Genomic DNA, 22,254 nt, shown 5'->3' with positions numbered 1-22,254 from the left:
AATATTTGCGCAAATAGCCGGAAAAGCTGTGCCAGAGTGTCGCAGTGACCGGTCGGTATCACTATACTGACTCCCCGTTTGTGCACCGCTTCAGTGCATTCGGCTGGAGCGTGTACGTCCTATCACTCTCCAATCAGAGCCAAGGTAACAATGAGCCTGTTTTCCGCTGTCGAGCTGGCACCCCGCGACCCTATTCTGGGCCTCAACGAAGCATTCAACGCCGACCCACGTACCGACAAGGTCAACCTGGGCGTTGGCGTGTACTGCAATGAGGAAGGCCGCATTCCGCTGCTGCGCGCCGTGATCGAAGCCGAGACCCAGCGTGCCGCCCAGCACGCCTCGCGCGGCTACCTGCCGATCGACGGTATCGCCACCTACGACCAGGCCGTGCAAAAACTGATCTTCGGCGCCGAGTCGCCACTGCTGGCCGCTGGCCGCGTGGTTACCGTGCAGGCCGTCGGCGGTACCGGCGCACTGAAGATTGGCGCCGACTTCCTCAAGCGTATCTCGCCAAACGCCGTGGTTGCCATCAGCGACCCAAGCTGGGAAAACCACCGCGCCCTGTTCGAATCGGCCGGCTTCCCGGTGCAGAATTACCGCTACTACGACGCGCCGACCCACGACGTCAATCGCGCCGGCATGCTCGAAGACCTGAACAACCTGCCGTCCGGCTCGATCGTGGTGCTGCACGCCTGCTGCCACAACCCGACCGGCGTCGACCTGAGCCTGGATGACTGGAAAAACGTCCTGGAAGTGGTCAAGGCCAAAGGCCATGTACCGTTCCTCGACATGGCCTACCAGGGCTTTGGTGACGGCATCGCCGAAGACGCCTTCGCCGTGCGTCTGTTCGCCGAGTCGGGCCTGGAGTTCTTCGTTTCCAGCTCGTTCTCCAAGTCGTTCTCGCTGTACGGCGAGCGCGTGGGAGCGCTGTCGATCGTCACCGCATCCAAGGACGAGAGCACCCGCGTGCTGTCGCAGGTCAAGCGCGTGATCCGCACCACCTACTCCAACCCGCCAACCCACGGCGCCACCATCGTGGCCACCGTACTGAACAGTGCCGAACTGCGCCAGATGTGGGAAACCGAACTGGCCGAAATGCGCGAGCGCATCCACGGCATGCGCAAGCAGATGGTTTCGCTGCTGGCCGAATATGGCGCCAACCGCGACTTCAGCTTCGTTGGCCGTCAGGTTGGCATGTTCTCCTACTCGGGCCTGACCGTTGAACAGGTTGCCCGCCTGAAGAACGACTTTGGCATCTACGCCCTGGACACCGGCCGCATCGCAGTGGCCGCGCTGAACCAGAGCAACATCCACGTGGTCACCAAAGCCATCGTAGAAGTGCTGTAACTCATTGTTTTGCCAAGGGGTAGCTTGACATCCTCTTGGCAATCAGTAAGATACGCGCAGATTCCGCGATAGCTCAGTCGGTAGAGCAAATGACTGTTAATCATTGGGTCCCTGGTTCGAGTCCAGGTCGCGGAGCCAAACACTGAAAAGCCCCCGGTTGCGCAAGCAACCGGGGGCTTTTTCGTGGCTCACCGGAAGGATGTCAGCGCCTGGCAGATCGAGCGCCTTCAGCTACTCCGCCCGATCGGGTAAAACGCCCCTTGGCTCCACACCCCAAGCCACTCGTCACCGTCGATCACACGCGGCACCGCCAGTTCCACCAGCTGGTAGAACACGTTGCGATGAATCAGCGCCTCAAGGTTGCTACGCATCAGCACATAGGGCGACGGCTCTTGCGTCACCGGGTCGATCACCACGCGCAGCGGGCTGTCCGGGCCGGCATCCACCTGATCCTCGACATTGCTGGTAAAGCGCAGCACCTGCTGTTCGCCCTCCCCCAGCACCTCCAGCGCCACCGCCACGAACGGCGCGTCATCCACGCGGATGCCAACCTTTTCTACCGGAGTCACCAGGAAGTAGTCATCGCCATCGCGGCGGATGATGGTGGAGAACAGCCGCACCATCGGTTTGCGCCCGATCGGCGTACCCAGGTAGTACCAGGTGCCGTCGCGAGCGATCCGCATGTCGATGTCGCCGCAGAAGTCCGGGTTCCACAGATGCACCGGCGGCAACCCCTTGGCCTTGGGGATCTGCGCCAGAAGATCATTGGCCTTGCCGGAATCGCTCATCACGCCTGCCTCATTCGCTCATGCCCAGAAGGCTACGAGCGTACTCGCGCATCGGTGCGCCAAGCAAATCCTCGGGGGTATTGTCGTGGAACGTCAACAAACCGCCACGGCTCTTGATGCGTGCGGTATCGATCAGGTAGCGGGTATTGGTTTCGATCAGCATCATCTGCACCACGCCACTGTCCCAACCCAAGCGGTCGACCGCCTGTTCGTCATACCATTCGTCGCCATTGCCGATGCGGTCGTCGGTACGGGCGAAGCGGGTGTACAACACGTAGTCCGCACCTACCGAACGTGCCTGGGCAACGGCTTCTTCCAGGCCCAGCGGCCCCTGGGCACGGCGCACCAGCGGGAAATACTCGACGAAGCTCTTGAAGGCCTGCTCGGCCACCACGTTCTGCCGTGGCACCGGCCCCTTGCCCGGTGGCACGAACGCGCCCTGGCCAATGAAGATGAACGAATCGGGCTGCAGACGGATCGACAGGGTGCGACGGGTATCGTTGTGGTCGAGCAGACCGGCATCGCTCATGTGATAACGAACGCCCTCGCCCATATCGCTGACATTCATGCAACCGCCCAGCGCCATCAGCGCCAGCAGCAAGACCAGGCTACGCATCTTTCCTCCAGTGGCCGGTGACGAAAAACCGGCGAATAGCCGGCGGATGCAGCTTTTGCGCCAGCTTCAGCCGCCGATCACTTTCATCACCATCACATCCCCGGCAAACGCTTGCTCTTGCTTGTCAGCCAAGGCCTTGACCAGCAAGCGCTGCAGGGCCGGCAATGCTTGATGGCGTGGCTTATCCAGCAGATCGCCGACGAAGTGGCGATTGCTGGACGAAAGGCAGCCATGCAACCAGCCTGTAGAGGACAAACGCAAACGCGAGCAGGTGCGGCAGAACGGCAGGCTTTCGTTGGCAATGACGCCAAAGTGCCCACGCCCAGGTATTTGATAGCGCAAAGCCGTGGCGTCCACTGGCGCATCGACCTGGGCATAGGTGTGCCTGCTGCCAATCAGCGTGAGCAGTGTGTCCAGGCCGACGAACTGTTGCAGGAACGTATTGCGGTCACGCGCCAGGTGGCCCATGCGCATGAGCTCTATGAAGCGAAGCTCAAAGCCGCGTTCAAGGCAGTAATCCAGCAGGGGCAATACCTGGTCGAGGTTCTGCCCACGCATCGGCACCATGTTCACCTTGATGCGCATCCCCATCGCACTCGCCTGCTCCATACCTGTCAGCACATTGGCCAGGTCGCCACCCCGCGCAATGCGGCGGAAGGCTTGAGGGTCAAGGGTGTCGAGCGAAACATTCAGGCGGCGGATGCCAGCTGCCTGCAACTGGGGCAACTTGCGCGCCAACAACTGGCCATTGGTGGTCAACGAAATATCATCGAGGCTTAGTTCGGCGACAGCGGCCAGAAAGGCATCCAGGCGTGGGCTGACCAACGGCTCACCGCCCGTGATGCGCAGCCGCTCGATACCGGCCGCTTCGATCAGGTAGGCCACGCCACGGGCCAGGGCATCCGCCGACAATTCGTCCTGCGCCGCCACCAGACGCTTGCCGTCTGGTACGCAGTAGGTGCAGGCGTAATTGCAGGCAGCCGTCAGGCTGACGCGCAGGTTGCGAAAACGCCTGCCTTGACGATCGACAATCATGAATGACTCCGGCATGGATGATGAGGGCTGGCAAAACCTGACTCATAAATCAGGTTTTTGCAAGCCCCCGCTTCATACCGGGTATCAGCAGCGAAGGAAGCTGCGCTTCAGTTCGAAGGTTCCGGATCGCGCTTGCGCTTGTTACCCATGCGCACGCCAATGTCCATCAGGAACTGGAAGAAGCCCTCCTGGTCCTCCAGCACATTGCTCCAGAACGGCGAGTGGTACAGCGCCACGGCGCCATGCACCAGTGCCCAGGCGGCGCAATAGTGGAAATAGGGCGGCACGTCTTCAAGCTTGCCTTCGCTGATGCGGCCTTTGATCAGCTGGGTCAGGCGGTCGAAGTTGGAGGCCCGAATGCTGTGCAGTTGCTCGACCATTTCCGGCACCTGATTGCCCTTGACCACCTTTTCTTCCAGGCGGTCGAACAGCCGGTAACGTTGCGGGTCGCGCATGCGGAACTCGAAGTAGGCACGCGACAGGGCTTCCTTGTCGCGGTCGACGTCGGCCGAGTGCAACAGTGCGTTCAGGTCACGCTCATAGTCGAGCATCAGGCGCAGGTAGATCTCCGCCTTGGACTTGAAGTGCTTGTAGATCGTGCCTTTGCCGATGCCCACGGCGTCGGCGATCATCTCGACGGTGACGCTGTCTTCACCCTGTTCGAGAAACAGCTTGAGCGCGGTGTCGAGGATTTCCTGTTCGCGACGGCGAAACTCACGGACCTTACGAGGTTCTTTCTGCATGGGAAGGACTGGATGACAATCGAAGCGGTTTATTATGCCTAACTTGCGGGAAATTGCACGGATCATCCAAGCATGTCTGTGTTTCACGATGCATATGGCCATGCGCTGCGGGAGGAATGGCACCTCGGTGTATTCCAAATCTGTTTAAAAAACGACCAATATGCACTGGCACGGCGCCAAACCTGACCAATACTTGAAGTGTTGGCGCGGCGCATCCCCCCCAAGTGGCGCGCCGATAAAGGTGCTCAGGGACCGCGTACCTTTGTTTTACTCCTAATGGTCTTAACCCGGATTCCCCCCCCAGAACCCGGGTTTTTTTTGCGCGCCTCGCAGGGTGGACTGGCCAGGGGATACAGTTCGAGCGATCAGCGCACTCGCGCCAAGGGGAACAACCGCTTGAAGTTCGCCGTGGTCTGCTCCGCCAGTTGCTCATAACTGGCCCCCCGCAACGAGGCCACATACTCCGCCACCTCGCGCACATACTGTGGCAAATTCGGCTTGCCCCGGTGCGGAATCGGCGCCAGGTACGGCGAATCGGTTTCCACCAGCAGCCGATCGACCGGCACCTGCCGCGCCACTTCGCGCAGGGCTTCGGCATTGCGGAACGTCACGATGCCAGACAGGGAAATGTAATACCCCAAATCCAGCGCCGCCCTGGCCATGTCCCAGTCTTCGGTAAAGCAATGCAGCACGCCGGCCTGCGGCAGGTTGGCCTCGCGCAACAACGCCAGGGTATCGGCGCGTGCCGCCCGGGTGTGCACGATCACCGGCTTGCCAGTCTGCCGCGAGGCTTCCAGGTGCAGGCGGAACGAAGCCTGCTGCAGTTCGGCAGCTTCGGGCTCATAGTGATAATCCAACCCGGTTTCGCCAATCGCTACCACATGCGGGTGGGCCAGCTCGCGCAGCAGCCACTCCAGCGCTGGGGTTTCACCCGGCGCCAGGTCCAGCGGGTGTACACCTACCGAGCAATCAACATCGGCGTACTGCTCGCTCAGGGCTTTCACCGCGCCGGCGTTCTCGGCACTGACACCGATACAGAGGAAGTGCCCCACCCCACGCTCACGCGCCGCCTGCAAGGCAGCATCGAGGGAGCCCTGATGGGCGCTCAGGTCAAGACGGTCGAGGTGGCAATGGGAATCTACGAGCATGGGATAACAGCACACATGAAAAATGGGAAATCAGCGGGCGCCCGGCAATTGCAACCAGTGAGCCAGCAGCGACTCTAGCAACAGGGCACGGTTGAGGTTGGCCTTGCCCAGCACCTTCTGGCGCTGCTCCAGGATCCAAGCCTGCACCTCCAGCACCTTGGCCTGGCGGCTCTTCTGCGCCAGGTATTGCACCACCTTGCGCATATCGGCCAAGCCTAAACCTTCCTCGTCCTGGGTCAACTGGTAGCGCAGGATCAGGTGCGACCAATCGCAAAACCAGTCGAACAGCAACAACAACGGTACACCGTTCCAGGCATCGGCCAACTGACTGGGCGATTGCTGCTGTTTGAGCAGCTTCTTCACCCCATCGGTAACCAGCGCACGCTGCTCACGCACGCCTTGCGCCTGCAGGCTGACTGCCATCAATGGCGAACCGGCCGCCAACGTCAGCAGCTCGTCACGTTCGGCCTGGTCACTGTCGGGCAACGCTTCGGCCAGCCAAGCCTGGCTCTGGGCCAAGCTGGGCTGCGGGCAGGCGACCTGCTGGCAGCGGCTCTTGATGGTGGGCAGCAGGCGGCTAGGCTGGTGTGTGACCAACAGCAACACGGTATCGCCAGAGGGCTCTTCAAGGCTTTTGAGCAGTGCGTTGGAGGCATTTACGTTCATCGCCTCCACCGGCTCGATCAAGACGACCTTGCGCCCGCCCAGCTGGGCCGTCTGCACCACGAAGGCTACCAGTTCGCGCACCTGGTCGACCTTGATCGGCTTATCGGCCTCTTCAGGTTCGAGGACGAAGTTGTCCGGGTGGCTACCCGCCTTGAGCAGCAGGCAAGACTTGCACCCACCGCAGGCGTCCAGCCCTTGAGGCTGCTGACACAGCAAACGGGCCATCAGGCGCTCTGCCAAGGCCCGCTTGCCGATACCCTGTGGCCCGTGCAACAGATAGGCATGGGCGTGCTGGCTTCGGCCAGCCAGCTGCTGCCAGAGGGCCTGCTGCCAAGGGTAGGCCTCAGCCACGGCAACGCTCCACGATGCCGGGCAGCAGCACGTCAATGGCCCGCTGCACCGCCTCAAGGGATTGCGCGGCGTCCAGCAGGCTGTAGCGCTGCGGCTCGCGCTGGGCCCGCTGCAGATACGCCTGGCGAACGGCTTCGAAGAAGGCCTGGCCTTCCTGCTCGAAACGGTCCAGGCGACCGCGAGCGGCGGCGCGGGCAAGGCCAACTTCGACCGGCAGGTCGAACACCAGGGTCAGATCTGGGCGCAAGTCGCCCTGTACAAATTGCTCCAGGGCAGCGATACGCTCGACAGACAAACCACGGCCACCCCCTTGATAGGCATAGGTGGCGTCCGTGAAGCGGTCACACAACACGACGGCCCCGCGAGCCAATGCCGGACGAATGACCTGTGCCAGGTGCTGGGCGCGCGCAGCGAATACCAGCAGCAGCTCAGTGTCGGCTGCCATGGTTTCATCGCTGGGAGCCAGCAACAGTTCGCGCACTTTTTCGGCCAGCGGCGTACCGCCAGGCTCCCGGGTCAATACCACATCCAGGCCCTGCTCGCGCAAGCGCGCGGCCAGGTAGTCACGATTGGTGCTCTTGCCCGCGCCTTCGGGGCCTTCCAGCGTAATAAACAAGCCGCTCACAGGCAGTCCTTAATGTTGTTCGTCAGGCGTCGGCCGTTCGGCCGCTTGCGCGCCACCGGCAGGGGCGTCCTGCACAGGTGGCTCATCGGGTGCCGGCTGCGTAGCCGGCTCATCCGCCGCAGGCACCTCGGGCTGGGCGTCTTCAGCAGCCGGTTGTGCCTCTTGCTGCGGGGCGGGGCTGGAGCGGTAGTCTGCACGGCGCTTGAGCTGGAACTCGCGTACCGCCGAGTTGTGGTCATCGAGGTCGTCGGAGAACACGTGGCTACCGTCGCCACGGGCGACGAAGTAGAGGCTAGTGCCGCTCGACGGGTTGAGCGCCGCATGAATCGCTTCGCGACCGACCATGGCAATCGGGGTCGGCGGCAACCCTGTGATGGTATAGGTGTTGTAGGGCGTCGGTTCGCGCAGGTCGGCGCGGGTAATCTTGCCGTTGTAACGCTCACCCATGCCGTAGATCACCGTCGGGTCGGTCTGCAGCATCATGCCCAGGCGCAGGCGCCGCACGAACACGCCGGCTATCTGCCCACGTTCCTGGGGGATACCGGTTTCCTTTTCCACCAGCGAAGCCATGATCAGCGCCTGGTACGGGTCGCGGTATGGCAGGTCGGTGGTGCGCTCGGCCCATTCCTTGGCCAGCACTTCGTCCAAACGCATGTAGGCCTGTTGCAGCAACTCGACATCGCTCATGCCACGCACGAAGCGGTACGTGTCCGGGAAGAAGCGCCCTTCCGGGAACACGCCGGTATGGCCGAGCTTGTCCATCACCTCGGAGTCCGACAGGCCGTCCAGGGTGTGCTTGATCTTTTCATGCTTGGCCACGGCCGAGCGTACCTGGCGGAAGGTCCAGCCTTCGACCAGCGTGAGGTTGTACTGCACCACATCAGCACGTCGCCAGGCATCGAACAGCTGCTCGACGGTCATGCCCGGGGTAAGGCGGTACTCGCCGGTGTGCAGAGGGGTGCCAGCCATGTTGAAGCGCCAGTACAAGCGCAGCCAGACGGCGTCGTCGAGCAACCCTTCGCTCTGCATGCGATAGAACATGCGGTTGGGGGTGGTGCCATTGGGCACATCGAGCAGGCGCTCCTGCGTGATGTGCAAGGGCTGCTCCAGGACGGCGTTGACCTTCCAGGCCGACCAGCCAAGCGCCAGGCCGGCAAGGATCAAGCCCATTTCCAGCAGCAGCAGGAATTTACGTCTCACGAATTCAGGTTTCCAGTAACGTACGGGCAACGGCCTGCAGTTTACGGGTGAGCGGGCCCGGCGACCAGTTTAGCGCGGCTACGCCACGCACGGGCCAGATGCCGTAAACGCTATTGCAAACAAATACTTCATCTGCGTGCTCCAGCGCCTCGAACGGCAGGTCACAGACCTGCACCGGGATACCCAGCACTACGGCCTGCTCCAGCAACGCCGCACGCATCACCCCAGCCACACCACAGCGGTTGAGGTCGGCGGTAAGCAGCACGCCATCGCGCACCAGGAACAGATTGCTGTATACCCCTTCGATTACCCTGCCCTGCCCGTCACGCATCAGGCCTTCGGCGTGTTCGCTGTCCTGCCATTCGGCACGGGCCAGCACCTGCTCCAGGCGGTTGAGGTGTTTGAGCCCGGCCAGCAGCGGTTGTTCCCCAAGCCGGGTCTGGCAAGGGAACAACCGCACGCCTTGCTCGGCATGCTCAAGAGGATAGCCGGGCAACGGACTGCCCTGCAGGATGCGCCGTGGCGCGGCATCGGCTAACGGGGCATAGCCACGCTGACTGTCGCCACGGGTGAGGATAAGTTTGGCTACGCCTTCACCGAGCTGGTTGGCATAGCGAAGCAGTTCGTCGCGCACCAGCGCCAGGTCGGCGTTGATCGCCAGGCGCTGGCAGCCCAGCGCCAGGCGTGCGAGGTGGCCGTCCAGCAAGCTGGGGCGACCGCCGCGCACGGCAATGGTCTCGAACAGGCCATCGCCGTAGGCCAGGCCACGGTTCTGCAGGTTGAGTGCAGCCGCCGGCTGGCCATCGATCCAGCCGTGCATCAACCGGCGAACCGGCGGAACACCAGCGAGCCGTTGGTGCCGCCAAAGCCGAACGAGTTGGACAACACCACGTCGATCGGCATGCTGCGCGCCTGGTGCGGCACGAAGTCAAGGTCACAACCTTCGTCCGGCTCGTCCAGGTTGATGGTGGGCGGTGCCATCTGGCTGTTGATGGCCAGTACGCTGAAGATCGCCTCCACCGCGCCGGCAGCACCCAGCAGGTGACCGGTCATCGACTTGGTCGAGCTGACAGCCAGCTTGTAGGCATGCTCACCGAACACGCGCTTGATCGCAGCCACTTCGGCCACGTCGCCCGCAGGGGTCGAAGTGCCGTGGGCGTTGATGTAGCTGACCTCTTCCGGCTTGATGCCGGCATCGCGCAGGGCGTTGGCCATGCAACGGGCAGCACCTTCGCCAGTGTCGGGCGGCGAAGTCATGTGGTAGGCGTCGCCGCTCATGCCAAAGCCAACCAGCTCGGCATAGATGGTCGCACCACGCGCCTGGGCGTGCTCCAGTTCTTCGAGCACCAAGGCACCGGCACCGTCAGACAACACGAAGCCGTCACGGCCCTTGTCCCACGGGCGGCTGGCCCGGCTTGGCTCGTCGTTGCGGGTGGACAGCGCGCGCGAAGCACCGAAACCGCCCATGCCCAGGCCGCAGGCGGCCATTTCGGCGCCACCGGCGATCATCACATCGGCCTCACCATAGGCGATATTGCGTGCGGCCATGCCGATGCAGTGGGTGCCGGTGGTGCAGGCGGTGGCAATGGCGTAGTTCGGCCCTTGCAGACCCAGGTGGATCGACAGGAACCCGGAGATCATGTTGATGATCGAGCCCGGCACGAAGAACGGCGAAATGCGGCGCGGCCCCGAGTCGTGCAGGGTGCGGCTGGTTTCTTCGATGTTGGTCAGACCACCGATACCCGAGCCCATGGCCACGCCAATACGCTCGCGATTGGCGTCGGTGACCTCCAGGCCGGCATTACGCACCGCCTGGAAACCGGCCGCCAGCCCGTACTGGATGAACAGGTCGAGCTTGCGGGCCTCTTTGGCCGACAGGTATTGCTCGACTTCGAAGCCTTTCACCGAGCCGCCAAAACGGGTGGAGTAGGCAGACAGGTCCGTGTGTTCGATCGGACCAATGCCACTGCGGCCAGCCAGAATGCCCTGCCAGGTGCTCGGTACATCGGTACCCAGTGGCGACAGCATACCCATACCGGTGACCACGACGCGTCTACGCGACACAGTACTCTCCTTTTCTAATAACAGAGTCTCTTGGCATTGCATTCAAGCGCAGGAATGGAATGGCAACAGGCTCTTGGTGCGCGGTGAACGAAGCAGCCTTGAAAATGCGGGGCGCTCGCAAAGAAAAAACCGCACGCCAGCGAAGGCAGTGCGGTTTTCCCCGACAAGAAGCGTCGACTAAAGCGTCTTAGGCCTGGTGGGCTTTGACGTAGTCTACAGCAGCTTGAACGGTAGTGATCTTCTCGGCTTCTTCGTCAGGGATTTCGGTCTCGAATTCCTCTTCCAGAGCCATCACCAGCTCAACGGTGTCAAGCGAATCGGCACCCAGGTCATCAACGAAGGACTTCTCGAGAGTCACTTCTTCTTCCTTGACGCCCAGTTGCTCGGCGACGATTTTCTTGACGCGTTCTTCGATGTTGCTCATACCTAGGTTTACTCCTAATGGATATATGTCAGGCAGCTGGCCGGTGGCTAATTTTATAGAAAGACGTTCGCTTTTCAAGCGAAACGCACCTTCAAGCTAGCCACCCCACCCGCTGCCTGGAATCTGGTTGCAGCTTTATAACGGATTTTAGGCTCGCAGTATGACTCTTTTTTTACGAAATCCGTCACATTGAGTTGCAGTGTTACATGTACATCCCGCCGTTGACCGGCACGGTAGCGCCGGTCACATAGCCAGCGCCGTCGGATGCCAGGAACGAAACCACCTTGGCGATTTCGTCAGCCTGGCCCAGGCGGCCCAGCGGAATCTGGGTCTGCAGGGCTTCGCGCTGCGCTTCTGGCAGCTCGCGGGTCATGTCGGTGTCAATGAAGCCCGGGGTCACCGAGTTGACGGTGATGCCACGCGAGCCCACTTCACGCGCCAGGGCGCGGCTGAAGCCTTCCAGGCCAGCCTTGGCGGCCGCATAGTTGGCCTGACCGGCGTTACCCATGGCACCCACGACCGAGCCGATGCTGATGATACGGCCCCAACGTGCCTTGGTCATGCCACGCAGCACGCCCTTGGACAGACGGTAGAGGCTGTTCAGGTTGGTGTCGATCACGTCGAACCACTCGTCGTCTTTCATGCGCAGCATCAGGTTGTCGCGGGTGATGCCGGCGTTGTTGACCAAAATGGCCGGTGCGCCGAACTGCTCGCCGATGGCGGCCAGTACCGCTTCAACGGACTCGGCGCTGGTCACGTTCAGCTCCATGCCGGTACCGGTGATGCCGTGCTCTTTCAGGGTGGCAGCGATGCGCTCGGCGCCGGACGCCGAAGTGGCGGTGCCGATCACGGTCGCGCCCTGGCGGCCCAGCTCGAGGGCGATGGCCTGGCCAATGCCACGGCTGGCGCCGGTGACCAGTGCAACTTTACCTTGCAGGCTCATGCAAGCTTCTCCAAATCAGGCCAGTGCCGCGCGGGTGGCGGCAACGGCATCAGGGGTGTTGAGGTTGTAAGTGGTCACGCCATCGGCGCAACGCTTGTTCAGGCCAGCCAGGACCCTGCCCGGGCCACACTCGACCAGGTTGACCGCACCGTTGGCGGCCAGGGTCTGCACACACTCCACCCAACGCACAGGCTGGTACAGCTGCGCCAGCAGGTCGTGCTTGAGTGCATCGAGGTCGGCGGCAACAGCAGCGCTGACGTTCTGCACCACTGGAATTTGCGGGGCCTTCCACTCGATGGCGTTGACCGACTCGGCAAAGCGCTCGGCCGCCGGTTTCATCAGGGCGCAGTGCGACGGCACGCTGACCGCCAACGGCAGGGCGCGTTTGGCGCCCTTGGCCTTGCACAGCTCCATGGCGCGATCCACGGCAGCTTTATTGCCAGCGATGACCACCTGGCCTGGCGAGTTGAAGTTGACGGCGCTGACCACTTGGTCTTCAGCGGCTTCGGCGCAGATTTCAACGACCACAGCGTCGTCCAGGCCGAGAATGGCAGCCATGGCACCATGACCCGCCGGTACGGCCTCCTGCATCAGCTGACCGCGGCGCTCGACCAGGCGAACAGCGTCTTTCAGGGTGATGCTGCCCGCAGCGACCAGGGCGCTGTATTCGCCCAGGCTGTGGCCAGAAACGAAGGCTGGCTGCGCGCCGCCCTCTTCCAGCCACAGGCGCCACAGCGCGATGGACGCGGTGAGGATGGCCGGCTGGGTCTTGTCGGTCTGGTTGAGTTGCTCTTCAGGGCCTTCCTGGACCAGCTTCCACAGGTCGTAACCCAGTGCTTCGGACGCTTCCTTGAAGGTTTCGATGATCACTGGCTTCTCGGCGCCGAGCTCGGCGAGCATGCCCAGCGACTGGGAACCTTGACCGGGAAAGACGAATGCGAGAGATGCAGACATTGAACAAGCCCTTATGATCTTGTCGTCGGATAGGGTGCGCCAGGCCCTGGGCCAGGCGCGGAATCTGAAAACTTGGATGGATACACAGACCAAGCGGTCACATTTAAGCACTTCATGGGCAAAATGCCTAAGGCAACAGGTCTTCAAGGCGCCCATGCAAGCGCTGCGGCAGGTTTTCCTGTATCTCGATCAACGCCCGCTGGATGGCGCTCTGGAAGCCCTGCACGCCCGCCGAGCCATGACTCTTGATGACAATGCCCTGCAACCCCAGAAAACTGGCACCATTGTGCCGCGCCGGCGCCAGGTCGGCCTGCAGACGCTTGAGCAGCGGCATGGCCACCGCCCCGGCCGCCCGCGACAACACGCCGCCCTTGAACAACTGCTCGATGCGCGCAGCGATCATCGTCGCCAGCCCCTCGCTGGACTTGAGCAGGATATTGCCGACGAACCCATCGCACACCACCACATCGGCCTCACCACGATACAGCCCGTCACCTTCGACAAAACCCACGTAGTTAAGCCCACGGGCATTCTGCAACAGGCTGGCAGCCAGCTTGACCTGCTGATTGCCCTTGATGTCCTCGGTGCCGATGTTCAGCAGCGCCACCCGTGGACGATGCACACCCAGGGCCTGAGCAGCCACCGAGCCCATCACGGCAAACTGGTAGAGGTTTTCGGCACTGCAATCGACATTGGCACCCAGGTCGAGCAACTGGCAGTAACCCGCCTGAGTCGGAATTGCGGCCACCATGGCGGGCCGGTCGATACCCGGCAAGGTCTTGAGCACGAAACGGGACAGCGCCATCAGCGCGCCGGTATTGCCGGCACTGACGCAGGCCTGGGCCTTGCCGTCACGCACCAGTTCCAGGGCGATGCGCATCGACGAATCCGGCTTGCCCCGCAATGCCTGGGAGGGCCGCTCATCCATGCCGACCACCTCACTGGCGGCGACAATCTGCAGACGCGCGCGATCCGCAGCCGCAAGGCCGCTGACAAGATCTTCCAGGAGTGAGGGTTGACCGACGAGGGTCAGGTGCAGCGAGGGAGTAGCAGAAAGGCAGGCAATGCTAGCCTGGACAATGCTGCGGGGACCGAAGTCCCCGCCCATTGCGTCGATCGCGATGATCTGAGCGGACAAGGATTACTCGTCAGCGCCCTTGTCGACCACTTTGCGACCACGGTATACGCCTTCTGGCGAAACGTGGTGGCGCAGGTGAACTTCACCGGTGGTTTTCTCTACCGACAGCGCGTTTTCCGACAGGGCGTCGTGCGAACGGCGCATGTCACGGGCAGAGCGGGATTTTTTGTTCTGCTGAACAGCCATAATTGATTAACTCCTAAACGTTTGGGTCACGCTTTAACTGCGCCAAAACACTGAACGGGTTGGACCGCGATACCTCGTCCTTGCTCGATTCGGGCTCGTCTGCGCCCGCCGGCTGCTGGCATTCTTCCGGATGATGAGCAGGCACGATTGGCAAGGCGAGCAGAAGCTCCTCCTCGATCAATGCCTGCAGATCCAAAGGATCTTCGCCCAGTTCCAGCACGTCATAGCCTTTCGGCAACGACTGGGTATTCGCACCCTCCTTCACCACGGCGTAAGTACATTCGCTGTGAATCGGCAGGGTGACCAGCTCAAGACAACGCTGGCAAACCATCTTGACTTCGACGTCCAGTTCGCTGTGGATAACCACGACGTGCTGTTCATCTCGTTCAAAATCGAACTTCGCCTGCACCGTACCGACATTGTCGGAAAGCGGGTCGCAGAGTCTTTCCAAATCAGCGAGTTGCAGCGAACCGTTAAGGGTTACGCCACGATCGGCTAATTTGCGCGGGTCAACGTGAGGTGGAATCGGGTCATTCAACATAGGCGCAGCATAATAGGGATGCCCCCCGCCCCTGTCAAAGGAAATTAGGCGGCATCGTGCGTGATAGAATTTGTTCAACTGATTCAGGAGTCTACCATGCTTCCTTTGCTACTGGCTTCCAGCTCTGCCTATCGCCGCGAACTGCTCGCACGCCTGCGCCTGCCCTTCACCTGGGCAAGCCCCGATATAGACGAGCAGCGCCTGGCTGATGAACCCGCCGTGGACCTGGTGCGCCGGCTGGCCAGGCAAAAGGCCGAAGCCTTGGCGGGAAGCCACCCCGAACACCTGATCATCGGCTCGGACCAGGTTGCAGTATTGGGCGAACAGGTGCTGGGCAAACCCCACACGTTCGAGCGGGCCTGCGAGCAACTGCTGGAGTGCAGCGGGCAGCAGGTGAGTTTTCTGACCGGGCTGGCATTGCTCAATACTGCGACCGGGCACTGCCAGGTGGACTGCGTGCCGTTTACGGTGACGCTGCGCGAATTGAGCAGGGAGCGGGTGGAGCGCTATGTGACGGCGGAACAGCCACTGGATTGCGCAGGAAGCTTCAAGGCTGAGGGATTGGGGGTGAGCCTGTTCCAGAGCACGCATGGGTGCGATGCAACCAGCCTGATCGGGCTGCCGTTGATTCGGCTGGTGGATATGCTGACCAAGGAAGGCGTGGTTATCCCTTAGCCCGCCTTGAGATTTGTTGCGCCCGACAGATCGAGCGCCGCGCGGGCGGCGCTCGATTAATCAGGCGCCGCAGACCGCGCAACGAACCTTCAGCGCAACTGCGGCCCCTGGAACCCCATCCACATCGCCAGGTGCTCGGCCACGCTAGCCCCTACACGCTTGGAGAAGCGGTCGAACGGCGACTCCTGAACGGTGAAGTCCACCAACTCTTTCTCACCAACGACCTCACGCGCCACATAACTGGCACTGCCCAGCCCGTCCACCAACCCCAGCGCCTTGGCCTGTTCACCCGACCAGATCAGGCCACTGAACAACTCTGGATGCTCTTTGTCCTTCAGGCGCTCGCCACGGCCCTGCTTGACCATGGCAATGAACTGGTTGTGCGTGGTGTCCAGCACGCCCTGCCAGAACCGGGTTTCATCAGGCTTTTCCGGTGAGAACGGGTCGAGAAACGTCTTGTGCTCACCCGACGTGTAAGAACGCCGCTCCACGCCGAGCTTCTCCATGGTGCCGACAAAACCATAGCCGGCCGCCGTCACACCAATGGAACCGACCAGGCTGGCTTTATCGGCATAGATTTCGTCCGCCGCACTGGCGATGTAATAGGCACCGGAAGCACCAAGGTCCGCAATGACCGCATACAGCTTGATGGCCGGGTATTCGGCCCGCAAACGGCGGATTTCGTCATACACATAACCCGCCTGCACCGGGCTGCCACCCGGGCTGTTGATGCGCATCACCACAGCCTTGGTCTTGCTGTCCTTGAACGCCTCGCGCAGGCTCTTGACGATATTGTCGGCGCTGGCGGCCTCCTGATCGGCAATCACCCCGCGCACCTCGACCAGCGCGGTATGGCTGGCACTGCGCGACGCGGCCTTGTCCATGTCCATCAGCGGCGTGAACAACGCCAGGATGCCGAACAGGTAGACGAAGGTCAGCAGCTTGAAGAAGATGCCCCAGCGCCGCGACCGACGCTGCTCCTGCACGCTGGCCAGCAGGGTCTTCTCCAGCAGCTTCCAGCTTTTGCGCTCTTCACGCTCCTCGGGCTCGGCCTCGGGGGCTTTCCATTCATCTGCCATGCTTACCTACCTTGGAAGTGGAATTGCGGAACCAGCCAGCCACTCGCGCAGCTGGGAAAAGTGGTTGATGCACACCTGCGGGCCGAATTCGGCCAGCGCCTGCAGCGACATGGCACCATAGCCCACCGCCACCGAATGCATACCGGCATTGCTGGCCATTTGCAGGTCGAACGCCGAATCTCCGACCATCAGCGCACGCCCGGGTTCGACGCCGCAATGGCCGAGGATTTCCTCAAGCATCAAAGGATGCGGCTTGCCACAGGTTTCGTCGGCGGCGCGGGTGATATCGAAGAACGCCTCCCAACCATTGGCCCTGAGCACCCGATCCAGGCCGCGACGCGCCTTGCCGGTAGCCACCGCCAGGCGGTAACCCTCGGCACGGAAGGCGTCCAGCGACTCGACAACGCCGTCGAACAACGGCGAAGGCTGCTGGTCCAGCGCCATGTAGATATCGGCATAGTGCTGACGGAAGGTTTCGACCTGCGCAGGTGCCAGGTGCGGGTACAAGGTATGAATGGCCTCGCCCAGGGCCAGGCCGATGATGCCCTTGACCGCCTCGTCACTGCTTTGCGCCTCACCGGCACGATCGGCAGCGGCGTTCATGGCCTCGACGATGCGCCCGATGGAATCGGCCAGTGTGCCGTCCCAGTCGAAGATCAGTAGCTCATAGCCTTTTTTCATAGATCAGGACGCACTCAGACGCTCAACGGTTTTCGCCCACACTTCATCCACGGGCGCTTCAAGCTTGAGCTCACCACCGTCCGGCAGTGGCACGGTCAGCGCGTAGGCGTGCAGGAACAGGCGCTTGCCACCCAGCTCGCGGATTTCGCGACTGAAGTCTTCGTCACCGTACTTGCTGTCGCCGGCAATCATGTGCCCGGCATGCAAGGTGTGCACGCGGATCTGGTGGGTACGCCCAGTGATCGGACGCGCCTCGACAATGGTGGCGAACTCGCCAAAGCGGCGCAGCACGCGGAACAGGGTCAGCGCTTCCTTGCCCTCCTCGTTCACTTCGACCATGCGCTCGCCGGAGCGCAGGTTGCTCTTGAGCAAGGGCGCATTGACCTGCTTCTTCGAGGTGGGCCAGTGGCCGCGCACCAGCGCCATGTAACGCTTGTCGACACCGTCGCCGCGCAGCGCGGCATGCAGGTGGCGCAGCATGCTGCGCTTCTTGGCGATCATCAGCAGGCCGGAGGTGTCGCGGTCCAGGCGATGCACCAGCTCCAGTTCCTTGGCGTCCGGCCGCAGTTGGCGCAGCGCTTCGATCACGCCAAAGCTCAGGCCGCTGCCGCCGTGCACGGCAATACCAGCCGGCTTGTTCATCACGATCAGCGCCTTGTCTTCGTAGACAATGGCGGCCTCCAGGCGCTGCAGCAGGCCCTGGGCCACCGGCGCCGGCTCGTCGCGCTCCGGCAGGCGGACGGGTGGCACCCGCACGATGTCGCCAGCCTGGATCTTGTACTCCGGCTTGACCCGCCCCTTGTTCACCCGCACTTCACCCTTGCGCAGGATGCGGTAGACCAAGGTTTTGGGCACGCCCTTGAGGGCCGTGATGAGGAAATTGTCGATGCGTTGGCCGGCAAGCTCCGGCGCGACTTCGATCAGCTGAACGCCGGAAGTCGGAGGGGTATTGGTCGTCATGGCGGGATCATAACAATTTTTTATGGAATTGAAGCACTTAATCATTGCTGCTATAGTCGCGAACGCCGCCAAAAGCGGCAGGCCAGCGGCACCAGGCTCTTTGCCGGCCCTGACCAACGCAATTCTCCAGGACGCGAGGCCGTCCTACGGGGTTTTCGCCAGTTTACCGAATTGCCTGGAATCGCCACCAGCGCCGTGTAGAGAAGACCGAAAAAAAACGACAAGTGCGGTGTTTCACCTGCTTACCCGATTCTTTTCGCTGCACCTCTGCCCGCCCCGTCGCTTCCACGCAACGCACGGCGAATGCTTCGGAAATACCTGCCTTGGACATGAATGGCGCCAGTGCAGTACCTGCAGTGGCGAAAAATGCAACCCGTTGCGGATTCAGCGCGCGGCAGCACCCGAATTATCAGGGATACGTGCAGGGTGGAGATGCACAGCCCTCGGACCGTGTAGCACCGCGTCCGGCCACCAGCCCACTGACGGCTGGCGAGCGGATAAGGTCCTGAACAGATGCCCCCGGGCGTCCACGGCTGACGGTTGATTCCTCCTCCTGACTGAGTGCACAAGGCCCGCTTGGTTGATTCGGATTCCTATTCGAAGCCACCGGGGCCTTGTTGGCACCGCAGCAAACAGGACGCGTCGTCGCGACAACGGCAGGCTGGGCAACCGGCTGGTGCCGAACGTCGCTCGACACGGGGGTGGCCCGGCCACCCTTTGCGCACCTTGGCACCGACCATGAGACGTCGTGTGTGCCGAACGCCGTTTCCGGCAGCCCGGAAACCGACGGTACAACATGAAAAGAATGCTGATTAACGCGACTCAACCCGAAGAGTTGCGTGTAGCCCTGGTGGACGGCCAACGTCTCTACGACCTGGACATCGAGTCCGGTGCGCGCGAGCAGAAAAAGGCCAACATCTACAAAGGCAAGATCACCCGCATCGAACCCAGCCTCGAAGCCGCCTTCGTCGACTTCGGTTCCGAACGTCACGGCTTCCTGCCGCTGAAAGAAATCTCCCGCGAATACTTCAAGAAGGCCCCCGAAGGCCGCGTCAACATCAAGGAAGTGCTCAGCGAAGGCCAGGAAGTCATCGTCCAGGTCGAGAAGGAAGAGCGCGGCAACAAAGGCGCCGCCCTCACCACCTTCATCAGCCTGGCCGGCCGCTACCTGGTACTGATGCCCAACAACCCGCGTGCCGGTGGCATCTCCCGCCGCATCGAAGGCGAAGAGCGTAACGAACTGCGCGAAGCCCTGAACGGCCTGACCGTGCCGGGCGACATGGGCCTGATCGTACGCACTGCCGGCCTCGGCCGCAGCAGCGAAGAGATGCAGTGGGACCTCGACTACCTGCTGCAACTGTGGACCGCCATCAAGGAAGCGTCCCTGGACCGCGCCGCGCCGTTCCTGATCTACCAGGAAAGCAACGTCATCATCCGCGCCATCCGCGACTACCTGCGCCAGGACATCGGTGAAGTGCTGATCGACAGCATCGACGCCCAGGAAGAAGCCCTGACCTTCATCCGCCAGGTGATGCCGCAGTACGCCAGCAAAGTGAAGCTGTACGAAGACAGCGTGCCGCTGTTCAACCGCTTCCAGATCGAAAGCCAGATCGAAACCGCCTTCCAGCGCGTAGTCGACCTGCCGTCCGGTGGCTCGATCGTGATCGACCCGACCGAAGCCCTGGTGTCCATCGACATCAACTCGGCGCGCGCCACCAAAGGCAGCGACATCGAAGAAACCGCCCTGCAGACCAACCTGGAAGCGGCCGAAGAAATCGCCCGCCAGCTGCGCCTGCGTGACATCGGCGGCCTGATCGTCATCGACTTCATCGACATGACCCCGGCGAAGAACCAGCGCGCCGTGGAAGAGCGCGTTCGCGAATGCCTGGAAGCCGACCGCGCCCGCGTACAGGTTGGCCGCATTTCGCGCTTCGGCCTGCTGGAAATGTCCCGTCAGCGCCTGCGCCCGTCGCTGGGCGAAAGCAGCGGCATCGTCTGCCCGCGCTGCTCCGGCACCGGCATCATCCGTGACGTCGAGTCGCTGTCGCTGGCCATCCTGCGCCTGATCGAAGAAGAAGCCCTGAAGGACCGCACCGCCGAAGTCCGTGCTCAGGTTCCGATCCCGGTAGCCGCGTTCCTGCTCAACGAGAAGCGCAACTCGATCACCAAGATCGAACTGCGCACCCGTGCGCGCATCATCATCCTGCCGAACGACCACCTGGAAACCCCGCACTTCGAAGTCCAGCGCCTGCGCGACGACAACCCGGAAGTGCTGAACAACCAGTCCAGCTACGAAATCGCCGCCGCCGAAGCCGAAGAAGCACCGCAGCCGACCGCCACCCGCACCCTGGTACGCCAGGAAGCCGCAGTGAAGACCGCTCCGGCCCGCGCCAATGCGCCAGTAACCGCCGCCGCTGAAGAGCAGCAGCCTGCCGCACCGGTCGCCCCTGCTCCGAGCGCACCGGAGCCAAGCCTGTTCAAGGGCCTGGTGAAGTCGCTGGTCAGCCTGTTCGCCGGCAAGGACGAGCCTGCTGCCGCACCGGTCGTTACTACCGCCGCCGAAAAACCGGCTGCCGAACGCAGCCCGCGCAACGAAGAGCGCCGCAACGGCCGCCAGCAAAGCCGCAACCGCAACGGCCGCCGCGACGAAGAGCGCAAGCCGCGTGAAGAGCGTGCCGAGCGCGCGCCACGCGAAGAACGCCAGCCGCGCGAAGAGCGTGCGCCACGTGAAGAACGCGCCCCACGCGAAGAGCGTGCACCGCGTGAAGAACGCGCACCACGCCAGCCGCGCGAAGACCGCCGCAGCAACCGTGGCGAAGAGCGCGTGCGCGAACTGCGCGAGCCGCTGGATGCCACCCCGCCAGCCGAACGTGAAGAGCGTCAGCCACGCGAAGAACGTGTAGCCCGTGAAGAGCGCGCGCCACGTGAAGAACGTGCCCCGCGTGAAGAACGCGCACCACGTGAAGAACGTGCTCCGCGTGAAGAGCGTGCCCCACGCGAAGAACGTGCTCCGCGTGAAGAGCGTGCCCCACGCGAAGAACGTGCTCCGCGTGAAGAACGCGCCCCACGCGAAGAGCGTGCTCCACGCCCACCACGCGAAGAGCGTCAGCCACGGGTAGCCGAAGAAGCAGCTGAACAGGCTGCCGAACTGGCCGAAGAGCAACTGCCAAACGAAGAGCTGCTGCAAGACGAGCAGGAAGGCACCGATGGCGAGCGCCCGCGCCGCCGCTCCCGTGGCCAGCGTCGTCGCAGCAACCGTCGCGAGCGTCAGCGCAACGCCAATGGCGAGCTGATCGACGGCGAAGAAGAAAGCAGCGAAGAGCAGCCACAACAGCACCAGGCCACCGAGCTGGGTGCCGAACTGGCCGCTGGCCTGGCAGTAACTGCCGCTGTCGCCAGCAGCAACATCAGTGCCGACGCCGAGGCCCAGGCCAACCAGCAGGCCGAGCGTGCTACCGCTGAAGTTGCCGTCGTTGCAGAGACCGACAACAGCAAAGCCACCCAGCCGGTTGAACAGGCTGAAAAAGTGGAGCAGGCCGAAGCGGTCGCCAAGGCCGAGGAAGTTGCCGTGGCCCCAGTGGTCGAGCAGCCTGTCAGCGAGCCGGTGGTCGTGGCCGAAGTCACTGCCGCGCCAGTGGTCGAAGTCGCCCCGCAGCCAGCCGTTGAGGAAGCACCTGCCGCCGAGCCGGTTGTGGTTGCCGAGACGCCAGTGGAGGCCCAGGTGGTCGAAGCCGGTGAAATCGAACAGGCCCCGGCCGTGGTCGCAGCCGCTCCGGTTGTCGAGCAGCCTGCAGCGGTTGTTGAAGCCCAGCCAGAAGTTGTGGCCGAGCCTGCACCTGTGGCGGTCGAGCCGGCACCGGTCGAAGCCCCGGTAGCGGCAGAGCCTGCTACTGTCATGCTGGCCAACGGCCGTGCGCCGAACGACCCGCGTGAAGTGCGCCGCCGCAAGCGTGAGGCCGAGGCTGCCGCCAAAGCTGCACAGGAAGCTGCTGCTGCCTCCGAAGAGCCCGCCCTGGAAGCCGCCGATGAGCACAAGCCTCATCACGGTTGATAGCCAAGGCTGAATAAAAAGCCCCGCCAGTGCGAACTG

General features: G+C 62.6%; 22 protein-coding genes and 1 tRNA gene. 4 read left to right on the top strand and 19 right to left on the bottom strand.

The window, feature by feature from the left end:
* Positions 1-150: 150 nt before the first annotated feature.
* Positions 151-1,347, top strand: coding sequence for an amino acid aminotransferase (locus PM2_RS16045; RefSeq protein WP_016715151.1), 1,197 nt, complete (start codon positions 151-153; stop codon positions 1,345-1,347).
* A 62-nt stretch (positions 1,348-1,409) separates the two neighbouring features.
* Positions 1,410-1,485: transfer RNA gene (locus PM2_RS16040), tRNA-Asn, on the top strand.
* Positions 1,486-1,574: 89 nt separating this feature from the next.
* Here the strand turns inward: PM2_RS16040 and PM2_RS16035 are convergent.
* The 16 genes from PM2_RS16035 to PM2_RS30135 form a co-directional block, all read right to left on the bottom strand.
* On the bottom strand, positions 1,575-2,135 hold the full coding sequence (locus PM2_RS16035; protein WP_016715150.1) for a DUF1285 domain-containing protein: 561 nt from the start codon (positions 2,133-2,135) through the stop codon (positions 1,575-1,577).
* Positions 2,136-2,145: 10 nt separating this feature from the next.
* Positions 2,146-2,751, bottom strand: coding sequence for a DUF4823 domain-containing protein (locus PM2_RS16030; RefSeq protein ID WP_016715149.1), 606 nt, complete (start codon positions 2,749-2,751; stop codon positions 2,146-2,148).
* Between the two features lie 66 nt (positions 2,752-2,817).
* Positions 2,818-3,786 (bottom strand): GTP 3',8-cyclase MoaA, encoded by a 969-nt coding sequence (locus tag PM2_RS16025; RefSeq protein ID WP_028699296.1) that lies wholly within the window; start codon positions 3,784-3,786, stop codon positions 2,818-2,820.
* Between the two features lie 107 nt (positions 3,787-3,893).
* A complete protein-coding gene (locus PM2_RS16020; protein WP_003260720.1) occupies positions 3,894-4,529 on the bottom strand; it encodes a TetR/AcrR family transcriptional regulator in 636 nt (211 codons plus the stop codon).
* 365 nt (positions 4,530-4,894) lie between these two features.
* Complete coding sequence (locus PM2_RS16015; protein WP_016715147.1) at positions 4,895-5,677, bottom strand: TatD family hydrolase; 783 nt, start codon at positions 5,675-5,677, stop codon at positions 4,895-4,897.
* A gap of 30 nt (positions 5,678-5,707) precedes the next feature.
* On the bottom strand, positions 5,708-6,694 hold the full coding sequence (locus PM2_RS16010; protein ID WP_016715146.1) for a DNA polymerase III subunit delta': 987 nt from the start codon (positions 6,692-6,694) through the stop codon (positions 5,708-5,710).
* The gene (gene tmk / locus PM2_RS16005; RefSeq protein WP_016715145.1) at positions 6,687-7,319 is read right to left on the bottom strand and encodes a dTMP kinase; all 633 of its coding nucleotides are present in this window, start codon (positions 7,317-7,319) and stop codon (positions 6,687-6,689) included. The genes PM2_RS16010 and tmk overlap by 8 nt, the downstream gene beginning before the upstream one ends.
* Before the next feature lie 9 nt (positions 7,320-7,328).
* Positions 7,329-8,519, bottom strand: coding sequence for an endolytic transglycosylase MltG (gene mltG / locus PM2_RS16000; RefSeq protein ID WP_016715144.1), 1,191 nt, complete (start codon positions 8,517-8,519; stop codon positions 7,329-7,331).
* A 4-nt stretch (positions 8,520-8,523) separates the two neighbouring features.
* Positions 8,524-9,339 (bottom strand): aminodeoxychorismate lyase, encoded by an 816-nt coding sequence (gene pabC / locus PM2_RS15995; protein ID WP_016715143.1) that lies wholly within the window; start codon positions 9,337-9,339, stop codon positions 8,524-8,526.
* Positions 9,339-10,583 (bottom strand): beta-ketoacyl-ACP synthase II, encoded by a 1,245-nt coding sequence (gene fabF, locus PM2_RS15990; RefSeq protein ID WP_016715142.1) that lies wholly within the window; start codon positions 10,581-10,583, stop codon positions 9,339-9,341. The genes pabC and fabF overlap by 1 nt, the downstream gene beginning before the upstream one ends.
* A gap of 187 nt (positions 10,584-10,770) precedes the next feature.
* Positions 10,771-11,007: an acyl carrier protein gene (gene acpP, locus PM2_RS15985; RefSeq protein WP_016715141.1), complete on the bottom strand. Its 237-nt coding sequence runs from the start codon at positions 11,005-11,007 to the stop codon at positions 10,771-10,773.
* 202 nt (positions 11,008-11,209) lie between these two features.
* Positions 11,210-11,950 (bottom strand): 3-oxoacyl-ACP reductase FabG, encoded by a 741-nt coding sequence (fabG, locus tag PM2_RS15980; protein WP_016715140.1) that lies wholly within the window; start codon positions 11,948-11,950, stop codon positions 11,210-11,212.
* A gap of 15 nt (positions 11,951-11,965) precedes the next feature.
* Positions 11,966-12,904, bottom strand: coding sequence for an ACP S-malonyltransferase (gene fabD, locus PM2_RS15975; RefSeq protein ID WP_028699297.1), 939 nt, complete (start codon positions 12,902-12,904; stop codon positions 11,966-11,968).
* 127 nt (positions 12,905-13,031) lie between these two features.
* Positions 13,032-14,042: a phosphate acyltransferase PlsX gene (plsX, locus tag PM2_RS15970; RefSeq protein ID WP_016715138.1), complete on the bottom strand. Its 1,011-nt coding sequence runs from the start codon at positions 14,040-14,042 to the stop codon at positions 13,032-13,034.
* Between the two features lie 3 nt (positions 14,043-14,045).
* Positions 14,046-14,228 (bottom strand): 50S ribosomal protein L32, encoded by a 183-nt coding sequence (gene rpmF, locus PM2_RS15965; RefSeq protein ID WP_003247154.1) that lies wholly within the window; start codon positions 14,226-14,228, stop codon positions 14,046-14,048.
* A 13-nt stretch (positions 14,229-14,241) separates the two neighbouring features.
* Complete coding sequence (locus PM2_RS30135; protein ID WP_012313431.1) at positions 14,242-14,769, bottom strand: YceD family protein; 528 nt, start codon at positions 14,767-14,769, stop codon at positions 14,242-14,244.
* Between the two features lie 96 nt (positions 14,770-14,865).
* Between PM2_RS30135 and PM2_RS15955 the strand changes: the two genes are divergently transcribed.
* Complete coding sequence (locus tag PM2_RS15955) at positions 14,866-15,444, top strand: Maf family protein (protein WP_016715136.1); 579 nt, start codon at positions 14,866-14,868, stop codon at positions 15,442-15,444.
* A gap of 89 nt (positions 15,445-15,533) precedes the next feature.
* Here the strand turns inward: PM2_RS15955 and PM2_RS15950 are convergent, their stop codons facing one another.
* The 3 genes from PM2_RS15950 to rluC are packed head-to-tail and all read right to left on the bottom strand — an operon-like array spanning position 15,534 to position 18,164.
* On the bottom strand, positions 15,534-16,523 hold the full coding sequence (locus tag PM2_RS15950) for a S49 family peptidase (protein WP_028699298.1): 990 nt from the start codon (positions 16,521-16,523) through the stop codon (positions 15,534-15,536).
* Between the two features lie 6 nt (positions 16,524-16,529).
* The gene (locus PM2_RS15945) at positions 16,530-17,204 is read right to left on the bottom strand and encodes an HAD family hydrolase (RefSeq protein ID WP_028699299.1); all 675 of its coding nucleotides are present in this window, start codon (positions 17,202-17,204) and stop codon (positions 16,530-16,532) included.
* Between the two features lie 3 nt (positions 17,205-17,207).
* The gene (gene rluC / locus PM2_RS15940) at positions 17,208-18,164 is read right to left on the bottom strand and encodes a 23S rRNA pseudouridine(955/2504/2580) synthase RluC (protein WP_025754829.1); all 957 of its coding nucleotides are present in this window, start codon (positions 18,162-18,164) and stop codon (positions 17,208-17,210) included.
* A 796-nt stretch (positions 18,165-18,960) separates the two neighbouring features.
* Here rluC and rne point away from each other — a divergent pair.
* The gene (gene rne / locus PM2_RS15935) at positions 18,961-22,215 is read left to right on the top strand and encodes a ribonuclease E (protein WP_028699300.1); all 3,255 of its coding nucleotides are present in this window, start codon (positions 18,961-18,963) and stop codon (positions 22,213-22,215) included.
* The last annotated feature ends 39 nt before the right edge of the window (positions 22,216-22,254 follow it).

The sequence above is a fragment of the Pseudomonas monteilii NBRC 103158 = DSM 14164 genome (genome assembly GCF_000730605.1).
GTDB classification, from domain to species: domain Bacteria; phylum Pseudomonadota; class Gammaproteobacteria; order Pseudomonadales; family Pseudomonadaceae; genus Aquipseudomonas; species Aquipseudomonas monteilii.
This window is presented reverse-complemented; position numbering and strand designations above follow the sequence as displayed.